The organism is Stenotrophomonas sp. GD04024, from assembly GCF_029837545.1.
Lineage (GTDB): Bacteria > Pseudomonadota > Gammaproteobacteria > Xanthomonadales > Xanthomonadaceae > Stenotrophomonas > Stenotrophomonas forensis.
In genome coordinates this window covers 58,191-80,194 of the sequence record NZ_JAOEDV010000008.1, presented here as the reverse complement: position 1 = coordinate 80,194, position 22,004 = coordinate 58,191, and the positions used below count along the sequence as shown (strand labels likewise).

The 22,004-nt window shown below is 67.0% G+C and carries 19 protein-coding genes; 10 read left to right on the top strand and 9 right to left on the bottom strand.

Features of this window, described 5'->3' with window-relative positions; translation table 11 throughout:
• Window positions 1-30: 30 nt before the first annotated feature.
• Genes N7590_RS04455 through N7590_RS04445 form a run of 3 tightly spaced genes read left to right on the top strand, consistent with a single transcriptional unit; the run spans window position 31 to window position 1,155 of the window.
• Window positions 31-492: a helix-turn-helix transcriptional regulator gene (locus tag N7590_RS04455; protein WP_053508538.1), complete on the top strand. Its 462-nt coding sequence runs from the start codon at window positions 31-33 to the stop codon at window positions 490-492.
• 10 nt (window positions 493-502) lie between these two features.
• Window positions 503-928, top strand: coding sequence for a VOC family protein (locus tag N7590_RS04450; protein WP_164241237.1), 426 nt, complete (start codon window positions 503-505; stop codon window positions 926-928).
• The gene (locus tag N7590_RS04445) at window positions 925-1,155 is read left to right on the top strand and encodes a hypothetical protein (RefSeq protein ID WP_164241238.1); all 231 of its coding nucleotides are present in this window, start codon (window positions 925-927) and stop codon (window positions 1,153-1,155) included. The genes N7590_RS04450 and N7590_RS04445 overlap by 4 nt, the downstream gene beginning before the upstream one ends.
• A 7-nt stretch (window positions 1,156-1,162) precedes the next feature.
• Here N7590_RS04445 and N7590_RS04440 read toward each other — a convergent pair whose 3' ends face one another.
• On the bottom strand, window positions 1,163-1,858 hold the full coding sequence (locus tag N7590_RS04440; RefSeq protein ID WP_164241239.1) for an HAD family phosphatase: 696 nt from the start codon (window positions 1,856-1,858) through the stop codon (window positions 1,163-1,165).
• A gap of 106 nt (window positions 1,859-1,964) precedes the next feature.
• Window positions 1,965-2,705 (bottom strand): DNA/RNA non-specific endonuclease, encoded by a 741-nt coding sequence (locus N7590_RS04435; protein ID WP_164241240.1) that lies wholly within the window; start codon window positions 2,703-2,705, stop codon window positions 1,965-1,967.
• Between the two features lie 490 nt (window positions 2,706-3,195).
• On the opposite strand from N7590_RS04435, the gene N7590_RS04430 reads away from it, so the two are divergent.
• The 4 genes from N7590_RS04430 (at window position 3,196) to N7590_RS04415 (ending at window position 7,435) form a co-directional block, all read left to right on the top strand.
• Window positions 3,196-4,770: an alpha/beta fold hydrolase gene (locus tag N7590_RS04430; RefSeq protein ID WP_279935195.1), complete on the top strand. Its 1,575-nt coding sequence runs from the start codon at window positions 3,196-3,198 to the stop codon at window positions 4,768-4,770.
• A gap of 25 nt (window positions 4,771-4,795) precedes the next feature.
• The gene (locus N7590_RS04425; protein WP_164241242.1) at window positions 4,796-6,274 is read left to right on the top strand and encodes a hypothetical protein; all 1,479 of its coding nucleotides are present in this window, start codon (window positions 4,796-4,798) and stop codon (window positions 6,272-6,274) included.
• Window positions 6,275-6,380: 106 nt separating this feature from the next.
• Entirely contained in the window at window positions 6,381-6,875 is a 495-nt protein-coding gene (locus N7590_RS04420) for a hypothetical protein (protein ID WP_053508525.1), read from the top strand.
• A gap of 74 nt (window positions 6,876-6,949) precedes the next feature.
• Window positions 6,950-7,435 (top strand): hypothetical protein, encoded by a 486-nt coding sequence (locus N7590_RS04415; protein ID WP_279935194.1) that lies wholly within the window; start codon window positions 6,950-6,952, stop codon window positions 7,433-7,435.
• A gap of 18 nt (window positions 7,436-7,453) precedes the next feature.
• On the opposite strand, the gene N7590_RS04410 is transcribed toward N7590_RS04415, so the two are convergent.
• Window positions 7,454-9,100, bottom strand: coding sequence for a fatty acid--CoA ligase (locus tag N7590_RS04410; protein ID WP_053508521.1), 1,647 nt, complete (start codon window positions 9,098-9,100; stop codon window positions 7,454-7,456).
• Between the two features lie 129 nt (window positions 9,101-9,229).
• Here N7590_RS04410 and N7590_RS04405 point away from each other — a divergent pair, with 129 nt between their 5' ends.
• Window positions 9,230-9,904, top strand: a complete 675-nt coding sequence (locus N7590_RS04405; RefSeq protein ID WP_164241244.1) for a response regulator transcription factor — start codon at window positions 9,230-9,232, stop codon at window positions 9,902-9,904.
• A 4-nt stretch (window positions 9,905-9,908) separates the two neighbouring features.
• Here the strand turns inward: N7590_RS04405 and N7590_RS04400 are convergent, their stop codons facing one another.
• From N7590_RS04400 to N7590_RS04385, 4 genes are read right to left on the bottom strand one after another with little or no spacing between them, the layout of a single operon-like run.
• Window positions 9,909-13,238 (bottom strand): PAS-domain containing protein, encoded by a 3,330-nt coding sequence (locus N7590_RS04400; protein ID WP_164241245.1) that lies wholly within the window; start codon window positions 13,236-13,238, stop codon window positions 9,909-9,911.
• 36 nt (window positions 13,239-13,274) lie between these two features.
• Window positions 13,275-13,760, bottom strand: a complete 486-nt coding sequence (locus tag N7590_RS04395; RefSeq protein ID WP_053508515.1) for a MaoC family dehydratase — start codon at window positions 13,758-13,760, stop codon at window positions 13,275-13,277.
• Window positions 13,757-14,635: an alpha/beta hydrolase gene (locus N7590_RS04390; RefSeq protein WP_164241246.1), complete on the bottom strand. Its 879-nt coding sequence runs from the start codon at window positions 14,633-14,635 to the stop codon at window positions 13,757-13,759. The genes N7590_RS04395 and N7590_RS04390 overlap by 4 nt, the downstream gene beginning before the upstream one ends.
• A gap of 33 nt (window positions 14,636-14,668) precedes the next feature.
• On the bottom strand, window positions 14,669-16,831 hold the full coding sequence (locus tag N7590_RS04385; protein WP_164241247.1) for a TonB-dependent receptor: 2,163 nt from the start codon (window positions 16,829-16,831) through the stop codon (window positions 14,669-14,671).
• 221 nt (window positions 16,832-17,052) lie between these two features.
• Between N7590_RS04385 and N7590_RS04380 the strand changes: the two genes are divergently transcribed.
• Window positions 17,053-18,054 carry a PHB depolymerase family esterase gene (locus N7590_RS04380; protein ID WP_164241248.1) on the top strand — a complete coding sequence of 334 codons (1,002 nt, stop codon included), beginning with the start codon at window positions 17,053-17,055 and terminating at the stop codon, window positions 18,052-18,054.
• A gap of 152 nt (window positions 18,055-18,206) precedes the next feature.
• Window positions 18,207-19,358: a serine hydrolase domain-containing protein gene (locus N7590_RS04375; protein ID WP_230078888.1), complete on the top strand. Its 1,152-nt coding sequence runs from the start codon at window positions 18,207-18,209 to the stop codon at window positions 19,356-19,358.
• Window positions 19,359-19,371: 13 nt separating this feature from the next.
• On the opposite strand, the gene N7590_RS04370 is transcribed toward N7590_RS04375, so the two are convergent.
• Window positions 19,372-20,616 carry an arsenic transporter gene (locus tag N7590_RS04370; protein WP_164241249.1) on the bottom strand — a complete coding sequence of 415 codons (1,245 nt, stop codon included), beginning with the start codon at window positions 20,614-20,616 and terminating at the stop codon, window positions 19,372-19,374.
• Window positions 20,617-20,629: 13 nt separating this feature from the next.
• Entirely contained in the window at window positions 20,630-21,865 is a 1,236-nt protein-coding gene (locus tag N7590_RS04365; RefSeq protein ID WP_204275100.1) for an MFS transporter, read from the bottom strand.
• Between the last annotated feature and the right edge of the window lie 139 nt (window positions 21,866-22,004).

The following is a 22,004-nucleotide window of genomic DNA, read 5'->3' as shown; positions in this document are numbered from 1 at the left end:
GCCAACGACCGCCGCCCTTGCCCTGCGCGAATGAACCAGAGCCCCGAACTGCTGCGCCGCCTGCTGCGTGCCAAGGACCGGATGGACCGGGCCAGCCATGAAGACTGGCCGGTTGCCCGCCTGGCCGAGGTCAGCGCGGTTTCCCCCGCCCACTTCGCGCGCTCGTTCAAGCAGGCCTTCGGCCTGCCACCGCACCGTTACCTGCTCAGCCGACGCATCGAACGGGCGGTGGCGCTGCTGCGCGACACCGAGCTGGCGATCACCGAGATCGCGGCGCAGACGGGCTGGACCAGCCTGGGGACCTTCGGCCGGATCTTCCGCGACATCACCGGCGACAGCCCGGGCAATGTGCGTGACCGCGAGCGCGCTGGGCACGCCGTGGCGGGGGTCGTACCCGAGTGCCATGCCCGTGCGGCGCAGCGGCCAGACCTCAACATGGCAGTTTTGGAGAAGCGCCGCCGCCAGGCCGTTGCTAACGTGGACCGCACCTGAGGGAGGTCCCATGACGAATACCGTGAACACGGTCGGCCTGTACGTACGCGACCAGGATGAAGCACTCGAGTTCTACGTCGGCACGCTCGGTTTCGAGGTGCACACCGACGTGCGCAATGGCAGCTACCGCTGGTTGACGGTACGCAGCCCCGACCAGGATGGTTTCCAGCTTGGCCTGTTCGTTCCCGGCCCGCCGACCCATGACGCGGCGACGGCGCAGGCGCTGCAGCAGCTGGTGGCCAAGGGGGCGATGCCGCCGCTGGTGCTGGCGGTGGACGACTGCCAGGCACGCTATGCGCAATGGCAGGCAAAGGGCGTGGAGTTCATCCAGGCACCGGTCGAGCGCTTCGGCGCCATCGACGCCGGATTCCGTGATCCGTCCGGGAACGGCTGGAAGATGATTGAAGCCCGCTCCGAAACGAGGCGTGGTCAATGAGTCGCGGTGGTTGGGCGCGGCCGGTGCACCGCTGGACCTCGATCGTGTTCACCCTGGCGGTGATCGCCAACTTTGTGGCGCGCGCGATGGGGCAGGGTGAACCTGCGGCGTGGATCACCTACTCGCCGCTACCCCCGTTGTTCCTGCAGCTGTTCACCGGCCTGTACCTGTTTGCGCTGCATTACGCAGTAAAGCGCCGCAGCGCCGCGCTGGGCGCTGCGGGCTGAGCGTGGATCAGGCGACCGCGTCGATCGCGTAGCCGGCAAGCAGGGCCGGCAGGTCTTCCATGCGCTGGAAGATGACCTGGGCGCCGGCCGCGCGCAGCGCCTCCGGCGTGCTGTGGTGCGGGCCACCTTCGCTGAAGCCGAACACGGTGGCGCCCGCTGCCACACCCGCGGTGGCGCCGGTCACGGTGTCTTCAATCACCGCGCAACGCTTCGGGTCCGCGCCCAGTGCAGCGGCGGCCGCCAGGTAGACATCCGGATGCGGCTTGGTGTTCGGCATGTCCTGGCCGCTGTAGACGTGGTCACCGAAGGCATCGAGGATGCCGACCTTGCCCAGCTGCAGCTGCACCTTGTGCAGGTCGGCACCGGAGGCACAGGCGATCCGGCCGCCGGTAGCAGCCGCGATCGCGCGCACCGCCTCCGGCGCACCCTGGATGGCCTGCAGGTCACGCTCCAGCGCGATGTTGCGCTGCAGGCGGAATTCCTCCAGCCATTCCTCGGTGAACGGCTTGCCGGTGCGTTCCTCGATCAGGCCGGCCAGATGGGCCACCGACTGGCCGAGGAAGACTTCACCCGCCTGTGCCGGGGTCAGCGGCCAGCCACGCTCGGTCAGCATTTCGGAGAGCACGCGGGCCACCAGCGGCTCGGAATCGACCAGCACGCCGTCACAGTCGAACAGCACGGCATCGAAGGGAAAACGGGACATCTACAGCTCCAGGGGCATGCGGTTGGGCGCGGGTATCCGCCATTTTCCCATAGCGGCGAGGACGAGGCACCCGACGATCACAGGGTGCCTCGACGCGGCGGGCCGATCAGCTCAGGTCGCAGCCCGCCGGCTGCGGCCAGGTGGTGGCCGGCAGCATGTTCTTCAGCGAGGCCGGCGCGTTGATGGCCACGTAGCTGGCACCCAGCAGTTCTTCCAGGTCGGCGATGGTGACCAGGTAGTTGTCGAGGCTGCCGAGATTGGCTTCATTGGGAATGATCCAGCTGATCGCCTTGGCGGTGCCGGTGTTCGGGTCGCGGGTGATGATCGTCTTCCAGAAGAATTCCGGGGTCGGGATGCCATGGCTGGCCAGGAAGTAGTCGTTGGAGGCGTCGCCGTAGACCACGCCGCCGTAGACATCCACCGGCGCGATGTCGCGGTAGCACTCGGCCACGTTCTCGGCCTTCACCCAGATGCCCTGGTTGAAGCTGGACACCTGCGGCACGATGTTGGTCATGTAGTTGGCGCGGCGGATGTAGGTCGCGTTGTAGTCCATGTGGTTGGAGGTCACCAGGTGGCCACGGTCATAGCCGGACCGGATGCTGGCATACGAGGCGGTGCTGGTCTGGCCGAGGCAGCCGGCCGGCAGGTCCGGGTCCTTGTAGAAGCTGGACGGACGCGCGGCGGAGCCGGTGTCGGCGGTGAGCGTGTACTCGTAGCGGGTGGCGCTGTGGATGCTGCAGTCGTAGGTCAGCACGAAGCCGCCCTTGTTGAGGGTGACGACCTGGGCATGGGCGGCGCCGGCGAAGGCGCTGAGGACGAACGCGAGGAAGAAGCTTGCAAGACGCATTGCGGTGCTCCAGCAGAAGATTCAGGGCGCAGCCGTCCGCCACGACCAGGCCGGTGCGAGGTCGGGGAATCGGTTGCGGAGAGGGGTGCTGCGGACTGCGGTGAGACGTGACCGCGATGACAGGGCCGCGGAGGCCGTGCGGTGTCGTAAGCGTCACAAGCTGGCGTCTTTCGGTCAATGACGAAACGACGAAGCTGTGACAGCGCGCAAGCACTGGCGATGCGTCAGATGGAGGAGGACGTAGCTGAAACGCGGGCGTGCTAGGGCGTCGCGTTGCCTGCCATCACGGTATGTGGGGCAGATGGCGCCCGTGCCGCAAGGCAGAAGAGGTGCCGCCTCATGACGTCGATCCGTGCTTGGGACCCGGCGCGATCAGTGCTCCGAGCGGCAGGCGAAGCAGCAAACGTCATGCTGCGACGCAAGGTGCCAGCCACCATTCGCACTGGTACGGTCCGAGCCGTTGCACCACCACCGACGGGGAGAGACGACGATGCGCAAGGTTCTGCTGCTGTTGCTCCTGCTGACCGGGTTGGCCCCCAGCGCCTGGGCCGCTACGGTCAAGACCACCCACCGGACCATTCCCAGCTGGGATGGAACGCCTCTCGGGGCCTTTGTCATCGAACCCCAGGATGCGGGTAGCGGCCGGTATCCGCTGCTGGTGATGCCCAGCAGCTGGGCCGTGCCCAGCGTCGAGTACGTGGGCGTGGCGCAGGCGCTGGCACGGCGTGGCTATGTGGTCATCAGCTACAGCTCGCGTGGCTTCTGGGAATCCGGCGGCAGCATCGACATCGCCGGGCCGGCCACGGTCGAGGATGTCAGCGCGCTGATCGACTGGGCGCTGGACAACACCCGCGCCGATCCGGCCCGCATCGGCGTTTCGGGCATCTCCTACGGCGCCGGCACCAGCCTGCTGGCGGCGGCACGCGATCCGCGCATCAAGGCGGTGGCCGCGCTCAGCGGCTGGGCCGATCTGCAGGCCTCGCTGTACAGCAACGACACCCCCAGCGCGCAGGGGATCGCCCTGCTGGTGGCGGCCGGATTGGCGACCGGGCGGCCCGGCACGGAGCTGGCCACCATCAACCGCAATGTGCTGGTTGGCAATTACCAGGGCGCAGTGGACTCGCTGCTGCCGGTGGCGGCCCAGCGCAGTCCTGCGGCCAGCATCGACGAGATCAACGCCAACCAGCCGGCGGTGTTCCTGGCCAATGCGTTCAACGACAGCCTGTTCCCACCGGGCCAGCTGGTGGACTTCTTCAACCGGCTGAAGGGGCCCAAGCAGCTGCAGCTGCGCCACGGCGACCATGCGCTCAACGAAGCGTTCGGGGCACTGGGCATTCCCAACGAGGTCTACGACCAGGTGGGCGACTGGTTCGATCACTACCTGAAGGCGGTGGCCAATGGCATCGATCGCCAACCGGCAGTGCAGCTGAAGTCACAGAAGGGCAGCTGGAGCCGCTATCCGGACTGGAAGGCGACCATCGACGGTGCCGTCAGCTACGGGCTGACCGCACCCTCGGGCCTGCTGCTGCCGACCGGTGGCCTGGCCGAGAAGGGCGGCACGACCGGCTGGAACTACCGCATCGGCAGCGGCCTGCTGACCGCGGCCAATTCCGGCGTGGCGATGGCCTCCGGCGCGCTGCAGATGATCAACCTGCCGCCGGGTGCCTACGTGCCGTTTGTCGGGCGTAGTGCTGCCGGGGTCTGGCAGGGGCCGGTGCAGTGGAGCGCGCGACGCCTGGATGGCGCGCCGGAAGTGCGCCTGACCGTCACCCCCAGCCGTGCCAACACCACGCTGTATGCCTACCTGTACGCCGAGGATGTGCTGGGCAACGGCCAGCTGATCAGCCACAAGCCGTACACGCTGCGTGGCGCCACGCCAGGGCAACCGAAGACACTCGACCTGCGCCTGGAAGCGAGCAGCTGGAACCTGCCTGCAGGCAGCCGTCTGACCCTGGTGGTCGACACCGTGGACCTGCGCTACGCCGGCATCAGCCAGCTGGGTGGGACGGTGACCTTCAGCTCGCCGGCCGGCATGCCCTCGGTACTGAAGGTGCCGCTGCATTGAAACTGGCCTGGACAGGGATGGACCCATGACCATCGCGTGGCTGCTGCTGGCAGCGGGGCTTGTTGCGCCAGGCGTGGCAGGCGCAGCGACGGATTGGCGGGGCATGCTGTTGACCGACCTGGAGGCTGCCGACGCGGCGATGCGCGGCAGTCATCCCGGCTCGGTTGACCGGCAGAACCCGGGATTCGTGATCCAGTTGCGGGACGCGCTGGCCGCTGCGCGGTCACGTGCGGACACAGTCGACAGCTTCGCCGGCTACTGGTGGGCCATGAAGGGTTACGCGGCCTCGTTCAATGATGGCCATGTCAGCCTCAATGCGCGTGCCGCTGCGCCGGAGCTGCCGACGCGGTGGCCGGGCTTCCTGACCGGCTTCGACGGCGACGTGCAGGTGGTGATGAGCGTGGACGATGGCCCAGGCCATCCGCCGTTGGGTGCACAACTGTTGTCCTGTGACGGCGTCGATGCGGCGACGCTTGCCGCGCGTCGGGTGGGCGACTTCAGTGGGCGCTGGAACCTGCAGTCCAGCCGCATCCAGGGTGGTGGCGAAGTACTGCTGGAGCAGGGTAACCCCTTCCTGCCCACGCCGCGCCGCTGCGTGTTCCGCGCCGATGGGCGTGAGACGGCGTATGCGCTGCAATGGGCGCCGCTCGATCCAGCGCAGCGCACGCAGCGGCTGGCCGACACCCGCCGCAGTTTCCGGCCGGCCAACGGTTGGCACGCCCTGCCCGGGGGCGGCTACTGGATCACCACCAGCAGCTTCAATGCCGATCCGGCGGCGCAGAATTTCAAGGAACTGACAGCGCTGCTTGGAGCGCTTGCGCGGGTGCCCGAACCGCTGCAACAGGCGCCGCTGGTGGTGCTGGATGTTCGCGGCAACACCGGTGGCGCGTCGCAGTGGAGCATCGAACTGGCGCGATTGATATGGGGGCGTGCTGCCGTGGATGCGTTGCCGGACCACAGCTGGGTGGAATGGCGGACGTCGGATGCCAACATCGCGCAGCTGCGCGGCTTCCTGCAGAAGCTGGAACAGGCGCCCGATGCATCGCCGGAGCTGCTGCGCATGCTGGAAACCGTGACGCAGGGAATGGCACAGGCACGCGAGCGGGGGGAAGCCCTGTGGCGTGAGCCGCCGGAGCCCAAGGCGAGTGCGGCGCCGGCGTCCGCGCCCGTCGTACCCGTGCGCGCGGGCAGGGTGGTGATCGTGGCCGATGCCGCCTGTGGTTCCGCCTGCCTGGATGCGCTGGACCTGTGGAAGCGCCTGGGTGCGGTGCAGGTGGGTGTCGAGACCTCGGCCGACAGCCTGTACATGGATGTGAGGCCGGACATGCTGCCCAGCGGGCTGGCCCGGATCTCGGTACCGATGAAGGTGTTCCGTGGGCGGGTGCGCGGTTCGAACGAGCCTCACGCACCGGATCGCCGCTATGAAGGTGACATGCGCGATACCGCTTCACTTGAGGCATGGATACTGGGCGATGCGGCCGCGCGCGACGGTTTCACTCATTGACGGATGACGGACGGCCTTTCGGGTACAGCGCGAGGCCGGATCCCCCTACCGCGCAGCCTCAAGATCACCGCACTGCGGCCGATAGTGGTGCATTCACTGGAGAAGGATGTCCTTGAAGATCATGAAGCTGAGCGAGTTCCAGTTTGAGTGCGATATCCAGGCTGATCGCAAGGAGTATCAGTGCTACAGGGATGACCCGGCATCTGGCGAAAGCCCGGTGTACCTGCTGGTCAGCCTCGCGCGGCTGCGGGAGGCCCTGCGCGGGGATTCCCTTTGGGCTGATACGAAGGCGCATCGAGACGACGAAACATTCAAACCCTGGAAGTACGAACGGGCCGTTTCTACGCTGGCGGCCGGAGAGGAAATCTATACCCCCTGGTTGATCTTCCGGGAGGGGCGGATCCGTGTGATGGACGGCAGACATCGCCTGTATGCGCTGATTGACCATGGTTTCACGCACGCAAGGGTGGTGACAGATCCCTGGCACGCTCCGGCGGTTCGGACACTGGTCGAGCGGGAAGATGGCGGGCCGGGTGACAGCGGTCGACAGGAGTACCTGGACACGAGGGCAGCAGGCAAGGATCAAGGCGTTGCAGAATGACAGGACGCGCCGGCGCCTGGACAGATCCCCGCGGCGCTGGCCGAAGACTCCCGCATGAAGAAGGTACAATCCCGATGAACATCCCGGCGTCCCCCAACGACCTGGTGACGCTGTTGTCCGCGTTCCCGAAGACGACACTGCCATCGTCGCTGCCACTTTTCCATGGCGGTGCATTCGCGCCCGGCACGCCACTGTCCGAGATCGCGCACGGCATGTGGTTTTCCACGGATTCCGACCTTGCCAAGCAGTACGCGCGCTATGGCAGCGCAGGCACTCCCACGTTCCTGTTGGAAGTGATGGCCCATCGCGAACTTTCAGTCATTGTGCTCCCGAACGCACCGCTGACAGTGCTCCGCAAGCACTACGTGCCCTATCTGCCGCGTCACGCCGAGATGCACCGGGACCTTGCGGCGAGCTTCAAGGCGATGGCCGTGGATGGCATGGCATTCACGGACCCGTCACTGCACGCTGCCGGCTTCACAGAGGTGTTCCTCGCCGGGATACAGCAGCTCACCTCAGTTGTTTCGCATGATCGCGTCGAGGCAGCAGATCCATTCTGATCCCGGCGGTTCATGGCGTCAGCCCGCGTTGGCTTCTGCACCGCGGTCATGCATCCCGCGCAGCTTCTTCTTGTTGATCTTGCCCACGCTGGTGCGCTCGATGGAATCCACGAAACTGACGCGTTCCGGAATCGCATAGCGTGAGATGTCGCCTGCGCGGCTGCGGGCGGCGATCAGTTCGATGATCTCGGCCTCGGTCACGTCACTGCCCGGCTGCCTGACCACCAGCGGCAGCGGCCGCTCGCCCCATTTCGTATCTGCGATTCCGATAACCGCCACTTCGCTGACCGCCGGATGCAGCGCGATGATGTCTTCCAGTGCCAGCGACGAGATCCACTCGCCGCCGGTCTTGATCACGTCCTTGATGCGGTCGGTCACGCGCAGGTAGCCGCCTCCGTCGATGTTGCCGATGTCCCCGGTATGCAGGTAGCCGCCCGCCCACAGCGCCTCGGACGCCGCCGGATCGTGCAGGTAGCCTTCGGTAAGCCAGGGCGCGCGTACCACCACCTCGCCGGTGGCAATGCCGTCGTGGGCAACCTCGTTCATGTCGGGGTCGACGATGCGCAGCTCGACCAGCGGCACCGGTATGCCGGCCTTGGTGCGCAGCGAGAGAACCTCATCCGCATCGGTCACGGCCTCGGCATCGATCTGGGCGACGGTCAGCAGCGGGCAGGTCTCCGACATGCCATAACCACCGAAGATGTCGATGCCGCGTGCCAGTGCCCGTTGCGCCAGTGCACGCGGCAGGGCCGCCCCACCGATGATCACCTTCCAGTGGGCCAGATCGGTGTCCGCTGCAGCGGGATGCTCCAGCAGCATGTGCAGGATGGTCGGTACGCAGTGCGAGAAGGTCACCTTCTCGCGCGCGATCAGTGCCAGCAGGTTGGCAGGCAGGTAGCGCCCCGGGTACACCTGCTTGATGCCCAGCAGTGTGGCCACATAGGGCAGGCCCCAGGCATGCACATGGAACATGGGAGTAATCGGCATGTAGACATCACCGCGATGCAGGCGCCCCTGGGTGGCTGCACTGCCCAGCGCGGCCATGCCGGTCAGCGAATGCAGGACCAGTTGCCGGTGGCTGAAATGGACGCCCTTGGGCAGGCCGGTGGTCCCGGTGGTGTAGAACATCGTGGCACGGGTGTTCTCATCGAAGTCCGGGAACTGCGTGACTGCAGGGGCGGCGCGCAGGCCAGCCTCGTATTCGGTCACGAAACCCTCCGGCAATGGGCCGACGACATCCTCCAGCAGGATGCGCGTGCGCAGATCCGGCAGCTGCTCGTCAATGCCGTCCAGTATCGGCAGGAACTCGCGATGGGCGAGGAGTACCCGCGCGCCGCTGTGGTTGAGCGTGTAGGCGATCTGTTCGGGGGCCAGGCGCACGTTCACCATCATCAGCACCGCGCCGATCATCGGCACGGCGAAGTAGGCCTCCAGGTAGCGGTTGCTGTCCCAGTCCATCACCGCCACGGTATCGCCGTGCCTGACCCCGAGCGAGGTCAACAACCCGGCCAGCCGGCCGATGCGCGCCTGCAGCGTCCGGTAGTCGAAGCGGACCGAATCGCCATAGACGATCTCCTGGCCTGGGTTCACCGCCAGTGGCGTGTGCAGCAGCTGCTTGATCAGCAGCGGACAGGTGGAGGCGCCGGCAGCAGCGGGGAATGACATGGGGTGTCCTCGTGGACGACGTATCGGTGGCCGCCCTTCATACCGCCACACTAGCCGCGCGCCCACGCGGCGCCAGCGTACCTAGGTACGCCTCCCCGCGGCGGGGCGATTTGCTACTCTCGCCTGCACATGCCAACCCTGCTCATCGCCGACGATCACCCCTTGTTCCGCGCGGCCCTGCATCGTGCGGCCGAAGAGGCGGTGGCCGACCTGCAGATCAGTGAAGCCGATTCACTGGACGGCGTGCTTGACGTGCTCGAGCGCCAGCCGATCGACCTGATGCTGCTGGACCTGCACATGCCGGGCAACCACGGCCTGGCCGGACTGGCCACGCTGCGCGCGTTGCAGCCGGGGCTGGCGATCATCATCGTTTCGGCCAATGAAGAGCCGCAGGTGATCCGCCGTGCCATCGACCTCGGCGCCGCCGGCTATCTGCCCAAGAGTTCAGGCCTGAACGAACTGCAGTCTGCGCTGCAGTCCGTGCTGGAAGGCGAACGCTGGATACCTTCACTGCTGCGCGAACCGGTGGCCCGGGTAGCGGCGTTCAGCAAGGATGCCGACCTGGCCGCGCGCCTGGCGAGCCTGTCGGCGCATCAGTACCGGGTACTGAGCCTGGTGGCCGAAGGCCTGCTCAACAAGCAGATTGCCGACCGGCTCGGGGTGCAGTTGCGCACGGTGAAGGCCCACATGACACGCATCATGGAGCGGCTGGGAGTCCGCAATCGGGCGCAGGCGATCCGCGTGCTGCATGAAATGAGCCTGGCCGACCCCTCCCGGCAGATTGAAGACGCAGCAGAGCGCTGACCGCTCAGGGCGCTGTCGCTGCGGCAGAGGCCAGCAGGTGGTTGATCGCCCAGCGCAGCGCCAGTGGCTTGAAGGGCTTGCTCAGCAATGACAGCCCCGCGCCGCGCACCGCCTCACGGGTCTCGGCGCCGGTGTCGGCACTGAGGATCACCGTGGGCCGTGGCCCGTGCGCTGTAGCCAGGCGCGTGAACAGTGCCACGCCGGTATCGCCGTCATCGAGGTGGTAGTCGAACAGCCACAGTGCCGCATCGTGCGCCGACGCATCGATGCCTTCGGCGCCGTGCAGGGCGATGACATCGCAGCCCCAGGACAGCAGCAGCTGCTGTATTGCCGCCAAGGCGTCGGCATCGTTGTCGACCACCAGCACACGGGTGCCCCTGAGGGTGCTGCCGGCGTTGGCCGGCGGTTCGATCCGCGGTGCCACCGGTGCTGCACTGCGCGCCACGCTGACCGAGAACACCGAACCGCGATTGACTACGCTGCGCAACTGCAACGGTGCGTGCAGCAGGGCCGCGATGCGTTGCGCGATGGTCAGCCCCAACCCCAGGCCCTGGCCATTGCTGCGGTCCACCCGATGGAATTCCTCGAATACCACCGCCTGCTGCTCGGCTGCGATGCCGGGCCCGGTGTCGTGCACACCGATGGACAGGCATTGGCCGTGGCGACGCACGCCCAGCAGAACGCCGCCGTGGCGGGTGTAGCGGATGGCATTGGCCAGGAAGTTCTGCAGCACGCGGCGCAGCAGCAGCGGATCGCTATGCACCCAGGCGTGGGTGCGCAGGTACCGGAACTGCAGGCCGCGCGCCGCTGCCAGTACCGCAAATTCCTGCGCCAGCGGGTCCAGCACGGTTGAAAGTGCGAACGGGCGCGGATCGGCCACCAGCCCGCCCGCTTCCAGTCGGGAGATGTCCAGCAGGCCGGACAGCAGGTCATCGGTGGAATCCAGCGCACCTCGGATCTGGCGCAGGAAACTGTCCAGAAAGACGGATTCGATGTGCTGCGACATGGCATCGGTCAGCAGCTGTGCGGCGTGCAGGGGCTGGATCAGATCGTGGCCAACGGCCGTGAGGAAGCGGGTTTTGGCTGCGTTCGCGCGCTCGGCATCCTGTACCGCCTGCTGCAGCCGGGCGGTACGGTCCTGCACGCGCCGCTCCAGTGTTTCGTTGCTGCGCTTCAGTGCATCCTCGGCGCGGCGGAACGCGGTGACATCGGTGAAGGTGGCTACGTAGCCGCCACCGGGCATCGGGTTGCCGCGTATCTCGACGATGGTGTTGTCCGGGAAGACCCGCTCGGAGAGATGCGGGGTGCCGCGCTGCATGTGCGCGACGCGACGCTGCAGGGCCTGCTGCGGAGAGTCAGCGGGGCCCTCGCCGATCTTCAGCTGCGCCAGTGCCCAGGCGGTGAGGTTGACCACCGGCTGCCCGACCTGCAGCAGTTCCGGCGGAAACCGGAACAGCGCGGCGTAACGGCTGTTCCAGGCCACCAGCTGCAGCTGCGCGTCAACCACGCTGATGCCCTGGCTCATGTTTTCCAGCGCCGCTTCCAGCAGGCGCTGGTTGAAGCGCAGTACCTGGGTCGCTTCGCCGACGGCACGGGTCACCGCGTCCAGCGGCGCGGCGCCGCCGTCGCGTGCGGCCTCGACCAGTAGGCGCGCCATGCCGGCGCCGACCACGGCGGTCAGCTCGCGTTCGACGGCAGTGACCCGGTCGTCATCCAGCAACTGCCCCGCATCTCCTGCCAGCAACTGGCGCGCACGCTCCTGGCCGAGGAAGCGGCCGGCGGTCTTCCGCAGCGTGGCAGCCGCCACTGCGTCGCGCCGACGTGGCAGCGAAGGGCGCACGGCCCGCGATACCAGGGCGACGGTGAGCAGGTTGACCGCCAGGCTTGCGCCCATGCTGATGGCGATGTGGCCGGGCTGCATCCGCAGCGAGACCACCGTCAGCCAGTGCAGGCCCTCGGCGCTGGCGGCCGGCGCAGGGAGCACCATCGGCAGCAGTACCAGCCACAACCAGGCCAGCGAACCCAGCACGATGCCCGCGACGATGGCCGGGGAGGGCGTGCGTGGGCGGTACACCGCCAGCACCACCGCCGGCGCCAGCTGCGAGAGCGCGGTGAAGGACATCAGGCCGAAATCACTGAGCGCCTCGGTATCGCTCATCGCGCGGCTGTACAGCCACGACATCAGGAACACGGCAAGGATGCCGGCACGGCGGAACGCCAGCACGCGCGGACGCAGGTCGGCATGCGCCACGCCGCCCTCGAAGCCACTGATCAGGCGCGAACCGAAGCCGTGGTTGCCAAGCATGATCGACAGGGTCAGCCCGGACAGGATCATCATGCCGGTTGCCGCGCTCAGGCTGCCCAGGTAGGCCAGCAGTGCCAACAGATGGTGGCCACCGGCCTGCGGCAAGGCCAGCACGTACAGGTCGGGCGTCACCGACGCCGGCAGCTGCGCGGCTCCGGACAGTGCCATCGGCACCGAGGGCAGGCCGATCAGCAGCAGATAGACCGGAAACATCCAGCGCGCCGTTTTCAGGTCCGAGCTCTGGCGCAGTTCCACCACCCCGACATGGAACTGGTGGGGCAGGGTGAAGGCCGAGATCGCACCCAACGCGACCATGGTGAGGTAGTCCGGGACGATGGCCGGTGGCGGCAGCTGCGCCATCCTGTCCAGCAACGGCATGCCGGACCGGTGCACCGACAATGCCGCATACAGGCCGATGGCCAGCAGCGCCGCCAGCTTCAACAGTGATTCCAGGCCCAGTGCGACCACGATGCCACGGTTCGGTTCGGTGGCCGACGCCTTGCGCGCGCCGAACAGCAGGGTGAAGGCCGCCATCGTCAACGCGAACCAGAACGACATGTCCAGGTGCGCGCCGGCCGGTGCGAAGCGATCGCCAAGCAATGCCCCCAGTCCCTGGCTGACGGCTTTCAGCTGCAGCGCGATGTAGGGAATGATGCCGAACAGAGCAACCAGGGTGATGGTGAAGCCGAGGCCGCGATCTGCGCGCAGCCGGGCCACCACCAGGTCGGCGATGGTGGCACTGTTGTGCTGCTTGGCCAGGCGCCCCAGCCGCATCAGGAAGGGCAGGCCGAAGGCGAAGATCAGCGCCATCCCGGCCAGGGTCGGTGGAATCGGAAAGCCCCATTGCAGGCCCTGCGAAGCGGCGCCGTAGTAGGTCCATGCGGTGCAGTGCACCGCCAGCGACAGCGCATAGATGGCCGGCCACGCGCGCGCCAGCCGGTGCCCCTGGCGCTCGCCCCAGAGGGCCACGCCAAACAGCAGTACGGTCCACGCAATACAGGCGAACAGGACGACAGTAGGCGTCAACATCGCTCCAGTGTAGGCAGGGAGCCGGGCAGGCGGGTGCTACGGGGCAAGCACGATCAATGACAGCTGCTCAGCAACCAGTGCCAGCTCGCCATCGTCAACGCGTTCGACGGCCTTGCGCTGGGTGAGCAGCCACTGACCCGGCTGTCGCGCATCCAGCGATACCAGCTGCGAGCGCACCCGTACCTCGGTGCCGCTGGGTACCGGCGCCAGGAAGCGGACCTTGTTCAGGCCGTAATTGAGTACATGGGCGATACCGGGGAATCCGGCCAAGGCCGCCACGTCGTCCTGCACGGTGAGCGAGAGCAGCAGGAAACCGTGCGCGATGGTGCGCCCACCGGGCAACTGCGCCTGTGCGCGCCGCGGATCGACGTGGATCCAGTTTTGGTCGCCGGTGGCGTCGGCGAAGGCGTCGATCGTTGCCTGCGTGATGCGCATGCCGGCGCCCACGCGTTCCTCCGCGGCCCACCGCTGCAGGGCCTGCAGCGCACTGGGCAGCGCGTCCGCCACAGGGCCGCTGCTCACCGCACACGCTCCAGCAGGGCCAGGATCGCATCGCGTGCTTCCGGCTCGGACAACATCGGTGCATGGCCGACGTCGGGCACTTCGACCAGGCGGGCACGCTCCGATGTCGCCGCCATCTGCCGGGCAACATCGGCCGGCAGGATATCGGACAGCGCACCGCGCACCACCAGCACCGGCACCCGTGCGGTCAGCCCGCGTACTGCGCGCCACAGCACGGGGCGCAGCAGCCACAACAGCCAGGGGCGGGTGGTGCGGATCACCGCCGGGTCGTAGTCCAGTTCCAGCAGCCCATCGCTGCGCGGGCGGAAGGTGCGCACCGCCATCGCCCGCCAGTCTTCGGTGCTGAAGCGCGGAAACGCGGCCTTGCCGATCGACGCCACATAGGCCGTGGCCTGCTCCAGGTCCATCGGCGGCACCGGCTTGCCGGCGTACTTGCCAATCCGCGCCAGCGCTTCGCGCGGCACTTTCGGGCCGGCGTCGTTCAGCACCGCTGCGGAAATCAGCTGCGGTGCGCGCGAGGCGAGGGTGATGGTCACCAGCACGCCCAGCGAGGTGCCGATGAACACCGCCTTGTCGATGTTCTGCGCGCGCAGCAGCGCCACCATGTCATCTGCGTAGGTGCGCGGGTTGTAGCTGGACGGATCATGCGCACGTTCTGATCCGGCGCGGCCACGCAGGTCAACCGCGATCACGCGCCAGCCCACGGCAGTGAGGATGCCGGCGAGCGCATCGAAATCGGCACCATTGCGGGTCAGGCCGGGGATGCAGACCACCGTGCCGCGGGCCGCCTGCCCGGTATCCGATGCATGGTCACGCGCGTGCAGGCGCAGGCCATCGTCGCTGTTCCAGTACAGATCTACGTAAGACTGCATCATGCACGGGGCTTCCTGGAAATCGTATCGGATGCTCTAGAAATCGTAACGGACGCTGAGGCTATATTGGCGTGGCGGGCCGTAGAAGCCAATCAGCGTGCCGACCGCCGGGATGTTGTAGCCGGTGGTGCGGTACTCCTTGTCGGTCAGGTTGGTGCCCTGCAGCGAGAAGGTCCAGGCATCATCCAGACGCCAGATCACACCGGCATTGAGCAGCCCGTAGCCGTCCTGGCGGATCACCGGGCTCAGATCGGTGGTCGGCCACACTTCGCTCTGGTAGCTGTAGCTCACCCGTGCCGACAGGTTGCTGCCGTTGGCCAGCTCGGTGCGGTATTCCACGTTCAACGCACCGGAGAATTCCGGCGCATTGGTGAACTTCATCTGCCGGGCCACGTTGATGCCGCGGTCCATGTACTCGTCGTACTTCGTGTCCAGCCAGGCCAGGTTGCCTGAAATCAGCCAGTGCTGGGTGGGCAGGTACTGGTACTCGACCTCCAGGCCCTTGACGGTACCGGCGCCGGCATTGGTGAAGTCGCCGAAGAAGGAATCATCGATGCCATCGCCATTGGTATCCAGGCCGGTGAACACCGACAGCTGGATGTCCTTGTACTTGTTGTAGAAGGCCGACAGGTTCAGGAACAGGCGCTGATCGAGGAAGGCCATCTTGCTGCCAATCTCGTAGCTGTCCACGGTCTCGTCGTCGAACGGCTCGGCCGAGCGCGGCACCGCCACCGCGTTGGCGCGGATGTTGTAGCCACCGGACTTGAAGCCGCGCGTGGCCAGGCCGTAGACCATGATGTCCGGGGTAATCTGGTAGTCCAGCGAGACCTTGGGCGAGACGTTCGTGAAGTTGGTCTTCTTGTCGAAATCCGCGGTCACCGCCACCGGCCGGCTGAAGCCCGGGTCTGCATAGAGGCGGTTGAGCACGATCGCGCGCTTGTCCTCGTCGGTGTAGCGGGCGCCGACGTCCAGCTTGAGCCTGCTGGTCAGGTCGAAGGTCCAGTCCGCATACAGCGCGATGCTGTCTGTCAGCACCTTGCCCTGGTTGTCGGCGAACTGCGCGCTGAAGTAGTTGTTCTGGATCTGGCCGCCGGCCTCGCCACTGAACTGATACAGGCCAACCACGCCGCGCACGCGGCCGCCCGCATCGTAGTTCAGCTGCACTTCGTTGCTGACCTGGTTGTCGTTGTAGGTGCCGCTCACGTCGGCCAGCTTGACCGGCGTGGTGTCGAAGTCGATGTTGGCCTCGCTGTCCGATTCGCGCTTGGCCACCACGTACTTCACTGCGATGTCCTCGTTCGGCCGCCAGTTCACCGTGGCCGAAGCGCCCTTGGTCTCCACGTTGTTGAGGTTGCGCATTCCCGATCGGATGTCGTAGCGGCTGTCCATCGGCGGGTAGGGGCGCAGGAACGGGTTCGGCGCCAGCATCTTCGAGCCACGCATGCCGGACTGGTCGTCGATCCAGTCCAGTGCGAACTGCACGTCGAAGTCGTCGCCCGCATAGGCGCCAAGATTCAGGCGTGCCGCGTTGACCTGCTTGTCGCTGACCGGTTGGCCATTGACGGTGTTTTCGCCAAAGCCATCGTGATTCATGCTGGCCACCGCCACGCGCGCGCGCAGGCCGCTGTCGGCGCCGCCGATCGGGCCGCCGATGGCCGCCTTGGCATCGAGCTGGCTGTAGTTGCCCACGGTGATCTGGGCGAAGCCCTCGGTCTGGGTGGGCAGGCCGCGCGAGATGTACTTGATCGCGCCGCCGATGGTGTTCTTGCCGTACAGCGTGCCCTGCGGGCCGCGCAGCACCTCGATGCGCGAGACATCGAATACGTCCAGCAGGGCGCCCTGCGGGCGCGCGATGTAGACGTCATCCAGATAGATGCCCACGCCCGGGTCGGCGCCCCAGGTCGGGTCGGACTGGCCGATGCCGCGGATATAGGCGGTGACCGTGCTGCTGGCGCCGCGCGCGGCGTAGATGGTGAGGTTGGGCACCTGCGCATCCAGGTCGCTGATGTCCTGGACATTCATCCTGTCCAGCGCTTCGGAAGTAAAGGCGGTGACCGCCACCGGCACTTCCTGCAGGGTTTCCTCGCGCTTGCGGGCGGTGACCTTGATGCTGTCCAGGTTGGTCGGCGAGGCGGACCGGCCGGCCGGCGGCGCTTCCTGTGCCAGTACCGGCCCTGCGGCCAGCCATGCGCCGATCATGAGACTCAAACCGTTCCGCTTCATCCACTCCTCCCCCAGGCATGTCCGTATTGATGGCCCCTTGCCATCCCTGCAGCCAAGGCTAGCGGTGTCATCCGCCGCCAGCGAGTGGACCTAGGTCCAGTCGGCAGTGGCCATGGGATGCGGATACTGGGGGCGCCCCCAGCCGGGAACGCTCCCCGGTACGCCTTCATCCACGACCCACGCAGGAGGATCTGGTCATGAACTCCACAATCGATTCGATCAAGCGGGTGCTGCTGATGCTGTGCCTCTGCCTGGCAGCGGGCAGCGCTTCCGCTGCAGGCCCGGCCGGACATTGGGACATCGGCCTGTACGGCAATCTGTTCGGCGCCCGCGAGTACCAGGTCTGGGTACCTGCCGGCTACGACGACGCCCAGCCGCTTCCGCTGCTGCTGGTGCTGCACGGCTGCGTGACCGGGCCGAACCTGATGGGCGAGGCCTCGGGCTTCAACGATGTGGCCGATACCGAGGGCTTCATCGTGGTGTACCCACGACAGAACGTCACCGCCAACCCGGCGCGTTGCTGGAACTGGCAGCTGCCGATCAACCAGGCGCGCGACAGCGGCGAAGCGGCGATCCTGGCCGGCATCGTGGAAAAGGTGAAGGCGGGCTACAGCGTTGATCCGCACCGCGTCTACGTCACCGGCATTTCCGCCGGCGGTGCGATGACCTCGATCATGCTGGCCTGCTACTCGGACGTGTTTGCCGCCGGTGCCATCCATTCCGGCGGCATGTTCAAGGGCGCGACCACGATTTCCGGCAGCGCCTATGCACTGCTGGCAGGCAGCATCTACTCGCCCGACAGCAACGGCCGGCTGGCCTGGCAGTGTTCCGGATCGCCGTCGCCGCGACCGCTGCCGCTACTGGTGTTCCATGGCAGCGCCGATCTCACCGTCAACCCGGTGAACGGCCAGCAGGCCGTGCGCCAGTTCCTGCAGACCAACGATCTGGCCGATGACGGCCAGGACAATGACTCGGTGAAGTATGTGCCGACCAGCACCCATCACGGCCAGGTACCGGGCGGGCGCGCGTACACGGTCGACACCTACACCTATGGCGGGCGCACGCTGGCGCAGCACTACGTGGTGCAGGGCATGGGGCATGCCTGGAGTGGCAGCCAGTCCGGCTTGCCGTTCACCGATCCGAAGGGCCCGGACGCCACGTTGATTACCTGGCTGTTCCTGAAGGATTACCAGCGTTGAAGAAGAGGGTAGTGCAAAGCCTGCGGCAATGCAGCGCGGGTTGAACGGTGCTGGAGGTGTCGGATGGCACCTCCAGCGGTTGCAGGCGATCGGCTATGGTGAGCCCCCCGTTCCCTCGCTTCCACCTTCGCCCACGCATGGACGCCACTTCAATGACTGTTCGCAGCAGGTGCTGGCTGCATGCCTTCGCCCTGTCCGCCGCGCTGCTGGGCGTGGGTTGCACCGGCGCCAACGCGCCGGCAGGGAATCTTGGCGCGGACATCGATGCGGTGGCACAGACCCTGATCGAACAGCCGTTGCTGCACTCGGCATCCATCGCCGTGGTGTACCGGGGTCAGTCCTTCATCCGCCATCGAGGTGACATGGTGGCCGGCAAAGCGGGTCCACCGACCGATGCCACGCTCTACGAGATTGGCTCGCTCAGCAAGACCCTGGCTGGCACGCTGGTCGCCAATGCGGTGCTGGAAGGCCGGTTGGGATTGGACGACGACGTTCGCTCCTACCTTCCGGGCAACTATCCGAACCTGCAGTTCCAGGGCGAACCCATCCGCGTCCGCCATCTGCTGACGCACACCAGTGGCCTGCCGAACATGCTGCCGGAGCGTGCCAACACGGTGCTGGAGGACTTCACCGAGCACCGCACGCCGGCGGCGCTCAATACCCTCTACGCAGGCTACGGCAAGACGGATTTCCTCAGGGATCTGCACACCGTGCAGATTCCACGGATGCCCGGCAAGGAGTACGCGTACTCCAGCGCTGGATCGCAGCTGACTGCGCACATTCTGGAACGGGTCTACCCGGGCGGCTACGAGTCGCTGCTGCGTGGCTTCTTCGGTGACGCGGCGGCAATGGACGGGGTCAGGATCGTGCTGGGCGATGCCGAAGCGCCGCGGCTGGCGGTTGGCTACCACAGCGACAACCCGGTGCCGACCACGCCCATGCCCGAGTTGCCATGGGGCGCCTCCGGCAATGTGAAAGCGACCGCTCCGGACATGCTGAACTACCTTCAATGGCAGCTGGCCAACGGGCCCGTGGTCAAGGAGTCGCATCGACCGCTGGCCAGGTTCGACGATACGTTCAGCGTCGGCTACTTCTGGAACATCGTTTCCGGCGATCGCCTGAAGGGCACCTACTACGCCCACCACGGCGGCGTGCCGCGCTCGCAGTGCTATATCTACATAATGCCGAAGCACGATCTGGGCATCTTCGTCATCACCAACCAGAGTGGCGAGCAGACGGCACGCGCCATGGAAGCGGCTGTCGATACCCTGGTCGAAAGAATCGCCGCCCGCTCGACCCGATAGACGCGCCTACCGGCTACAGCAGCAACAGCGCGCCGATCAACGCCGGCGGCATCACCAGCACGCCCACGCGCAGGAAGTCGAGCGCGCTGACATGCTCACCTTCGCGGCGCAGCGCCACCAGCCACAGCATCGTGGCCAGCGAGCCGGTCACCGACAGGTTCGGGCCCAGGTCCACGCCCACCAACAGGGCTGCGCGCGTCTGTGCGGGCAGCTCGGCCATCTGGCCCAGCGAGCCCGCCGCCAGTCCGACCGGCAGGTTGTTGGCCAGGTTGCTGAGCACGGCGGCGGCACCACCGGCCAGCCAGCCAGCCTGGCGTGGCGATGACTGTGCCACCGCCTGCAGCGCGTCGGCCCCCGCCTGGATGACCCCGGTCTGCGCCACCGCTTCCACCAGCACGAACAGTCCGGCCACCAGCGGCAACACGCCCCAGGACACGTGCCGCAGCAGCGGCAGCGGGCTGCTGCGTTGGCGGATGGCCACCACCGCCACGCTCAGCGCACCGGCGCAGAACGTGGCCAGGCCGAGTGGGCCGTTCAGGGCGGAGGTCAGCAGCAGTACGCTGCCCGTGAACAGAACGCCCCACGCGCTCAAGCGACCGCCCTCGGACAGCGGCCGGTGCTCGGGCGCCGCCACCAGCGGTTGCGCTATCTCGCGTCGATGCACCCAGCGCAGCACCAGGTAGGTGGCACCGATCGCCGCCAGCGAAGGCAGCGCGAACTGCCCCAGCCACTGCAGCAAGGGCGGCATATGCGCGCCGTACACCACCAGGTTGGCCGGATTGGAGATCGGCAGCACGAAGCTGGCCGCATTGGCGATGAACGCGCAGACGAACAGGTAGGGCAGGGGATTGGCGCGCGCCGCCTTGCAGGCGGCGTAGACGGCCGGCGTCAGCACCACCGCCGTCGCATCGTTGGACAGGAACACGGTCACCAGCGTACCGACCAGGAACACCAGGTCGAACAGGCGCCGCCCCGAGCCGCCGGCATGCCGGACTGCATACAGCGCCAGCCAGTCGAACAGGCCTTCGCGCCGGGCCAGTTCGGCCAGCGCCATCATGCCGACCAGGAACAGGTAGACGTCGCGGCCCTCGGCCACCGCGCCCCATGCCGTGGCCGCTGACACCGCGCCGCTGAGTGTCAGCAACGCGGCAGCCGCCAGCGCCCACACGTATTCCGGAATGCGCAACGGCCGGAACAGCAGGCCGGCGGTGGCAATGGCGACGGCGGCCCAGATGATGAGGGAAGAAGAAGTGAGCATGCAGGAGGAGGTCTCAGTTGCGCCGACGCGCGGATGCGCGGCCCGTCTCCGGTACGCGCATCGCCAGCAGGAACGCGCCCGCTGCAATCACGGCAAGTGCCAGGAAGGCGGCATCATACCCTGCGAACTGCACCACCAGGCCTGCCAGGCCCGGACTGAATGCTGCCCCCACGCCGAACACGGTGGAGACGGCGCCGAGCGTGACATTGAAGCGGCCGGTGCCCTCGGTCAGATCGCTGACGATCACCGGCAGCAGCGCGCCGAACAGGCCCGCGCCCACACCATCCAACAATTGCACGCCCAGCAGCCATGCGGGTGCATCGGACAACGGGTACAGCGCCGCGCGGATCGGCAGGATCAGGAAGCCTGCCAGCAGCAGTGGGCGCCGTCCCCATGTGTCGGCACGCGCCCCGACCAGCCATGCCATCGGGATCATCACCAGTTGCGCGGCCACGATGCAGCCCGCCGTCATCGTAGTGGCCAGGGCGGGAGTGCTCAGCGCCAGTTTCTGGCCCACCAGCGGCAGCATTGCGGCATTGGCCAGATGGAACAGTGCGCAGCATGCGGCCAGCACCAGCAGGTTGCGATCATGCAGCAGCAGCCATGCCGACGCGGGCGTGTGATCGGTGTCGGTGGCAGCGTCCATGCCACGTGCGCGCTGGTTGTCTATCGCCTGCGCCGGAATCGAACGCAGTGCCGCCAGGCTGGCCACGGTCAGCACTGCCATCAGCGGGAATACCACCACCGGGCCCCACAGATATGCCAAGGCGCCGGCCAGCAGTGCGGCCGCTGCATTACCGGCGTGGTTGAAGGTTTCATTGCGTCCCATCCGGCGGGCGAATGCGCGGGGACCGCCGACGCCCAGCGAGATGGCCGCAATGGCCGGCGCGATGACCGTAGCGGCCATGGCACTGAGCGCCTGGGTCAACGCGATCAGCGTGAACGAATCCATCCACGGCAGCAGCAGGCAGGCGCCGGTGACCAGTATCGCGGCCAGTGCAAGCGCCGCACGCTTTGCGTCGATGCGGTCCATCAATGCACCGGCCGGGGTCTGGGTCAGCAGGCCGACCACCGCTGACACGGTCATTACTGCCCCGATGCTGGCCGGTTGCCAGTGGTGCACGGCCAACAGGTAGATCGCGAGATAGGGCCCGAGGCCGTCGCGGACGTCGGCGAGGAGGAAGTTCAGTCCATCCAGACCGTGCTCTGCGCGAGCAGCAATATCGGGGGCAGCGGGCTGTGCGGTCACGGCGGCGATTCGTCAATCCAGGGGCACCACGGCGGGTGTCGGGTTGGCGAGTTATGCGTGTCCCGCCGTGATGATTGCGTCGCGCAGACGCCGGCATGACTTCAGGCACTGCAGCATGACTACAGTTGTAGTCATGCTG

What these genes read in the sequence shown, in the direction of transcription:
- N7590_RS04430 (WP_279935195.1), top strand. Translation starts at nt 3,196, where the DNA reads ATGCGCAAGGTTCTGCTGCTGTTGCTCCTGCTGACCGGGTTGGCCCCC.
- N7590_RS04440 (WP_164241239.1), bottom strand. Translation starts at nt 1,858, where the DNA reads ATGTCCCGTTTTCCCTTCGATGCCGTGCTGTTCGACTGTGACGGCGTG.
- N7590_RS04370 (WP_164241249.1), bottom strand. Translation starts at nt 20,616, where the DNA reads ATGCTCACTTCTTCTTCCCTCATCATCTGGGCCGCCGTCGCCATTGCC.
- N7590_RS04400 (WP_164241245.1), bottom strand. Translation starts at nt 13,238, where the DNA reads ATGTTGACGCCTACTGTCGTCCTGTTCGCCTGTATTGCGTGGACCGTA.
- N7590_RS04435 (WP_164241240.1), bottom strand. Translation starts at nt 2,705, where the DNA reads ATGCGTCTTGCAAGCTTCTTCCTCGCGTTCGTCCTCAGCGCCTTCGCC.
- N7590_RS04375 (WP_230078888.1), top strand. Translation starts at nt 18,207, where the DNA reads ATGACTGTTCGCAGCAGGTGCTGGCTGCATGCCTTCGCCCTGTCCGCC.
- N7590_RS04405 (WP_164241244.1), top strand. Translation starts at nt 9,230, where the DNA reads ATGCCAACCCTGCTCATCGCCGACGATCACCCCTTGTTCCGCGCGGCC.
- N7590_RS04385 (WP_164241247.1), bottom strand. Translation starts at nt 16,831, where the DNA reads ATGATCGGCGCATGGCTGGCCGCAGGGCCGGTACTGGCACAGGAAGCG.
- N7590_RS04415 (WP_279935194.1), top strand. Translation starts at nt 6,950, where the DNA reads ATGAACATCCCGGCGTCCCCCAACGACCTGGTGACGCTGTTGTCCGCG.
- N7590_RS04425 (WP_164241242.1), top strand. Translation starts at nt 4,796, where the DNA reads ATGACCATCGCGTGGCTGCTGCTGGCAGCGGGGCTTGTTGCGCCAGGC.
- N7590_RS04420 (WP_053508525.1), top strand. Translation starts at nt 6,381, where the DNA reads ATGTCCTTGAAGATCATGAAGCTGAGCGAGTTCCAGTTTGAGTGCGAT.
- N7590_RS04410 (WP_053508521.1), bottom strand. Translation starts at nt 9,100, where the DNA reads ATGTCATTCCCCGCTGCTGCCGGCGCCTCCACCTGTCCGCTGCTGATC.
- N7590_RS04450 (WP_164241237.1), top strand. Translation starts at nt 503, where the DNA reads ATGACGAATACCGTGAACACGGTCGGCCTGTACGTACGCGACCAGGAT.
- N7590_RS04390 (WP_164241246.1), bottom strand. Translation starts at nt 14,635, where the DNA reads ATGATGCAGTCTTACGTAGATCTGTACTGGAACAGCGACGATGGCCTG.
- N7590_RS04380 (WP_164241248.1), top strand. Translation starts at nt 17,053, where the DNA reads ATGAACTCCACAATCGATTCGATCAAGCGGGTGCTGCTGATGCTGTGC.
- N7590_RS04455 (WP_053508538.1), top strand. Translation starts at nt 31, where the DNA reads ATGAACCAGAGCCCCGAACTGCTGCGCCGCCTGCTGCGTGCCAAGGAC.
- N7590_RS04445 (WP_164241238.1), top strand. Translation starts at nt 925, where the DNA reads ATGAGTCGCGGTGGTTGGGCGCGGCCGGTGCACCGCTGGACCTCGATC.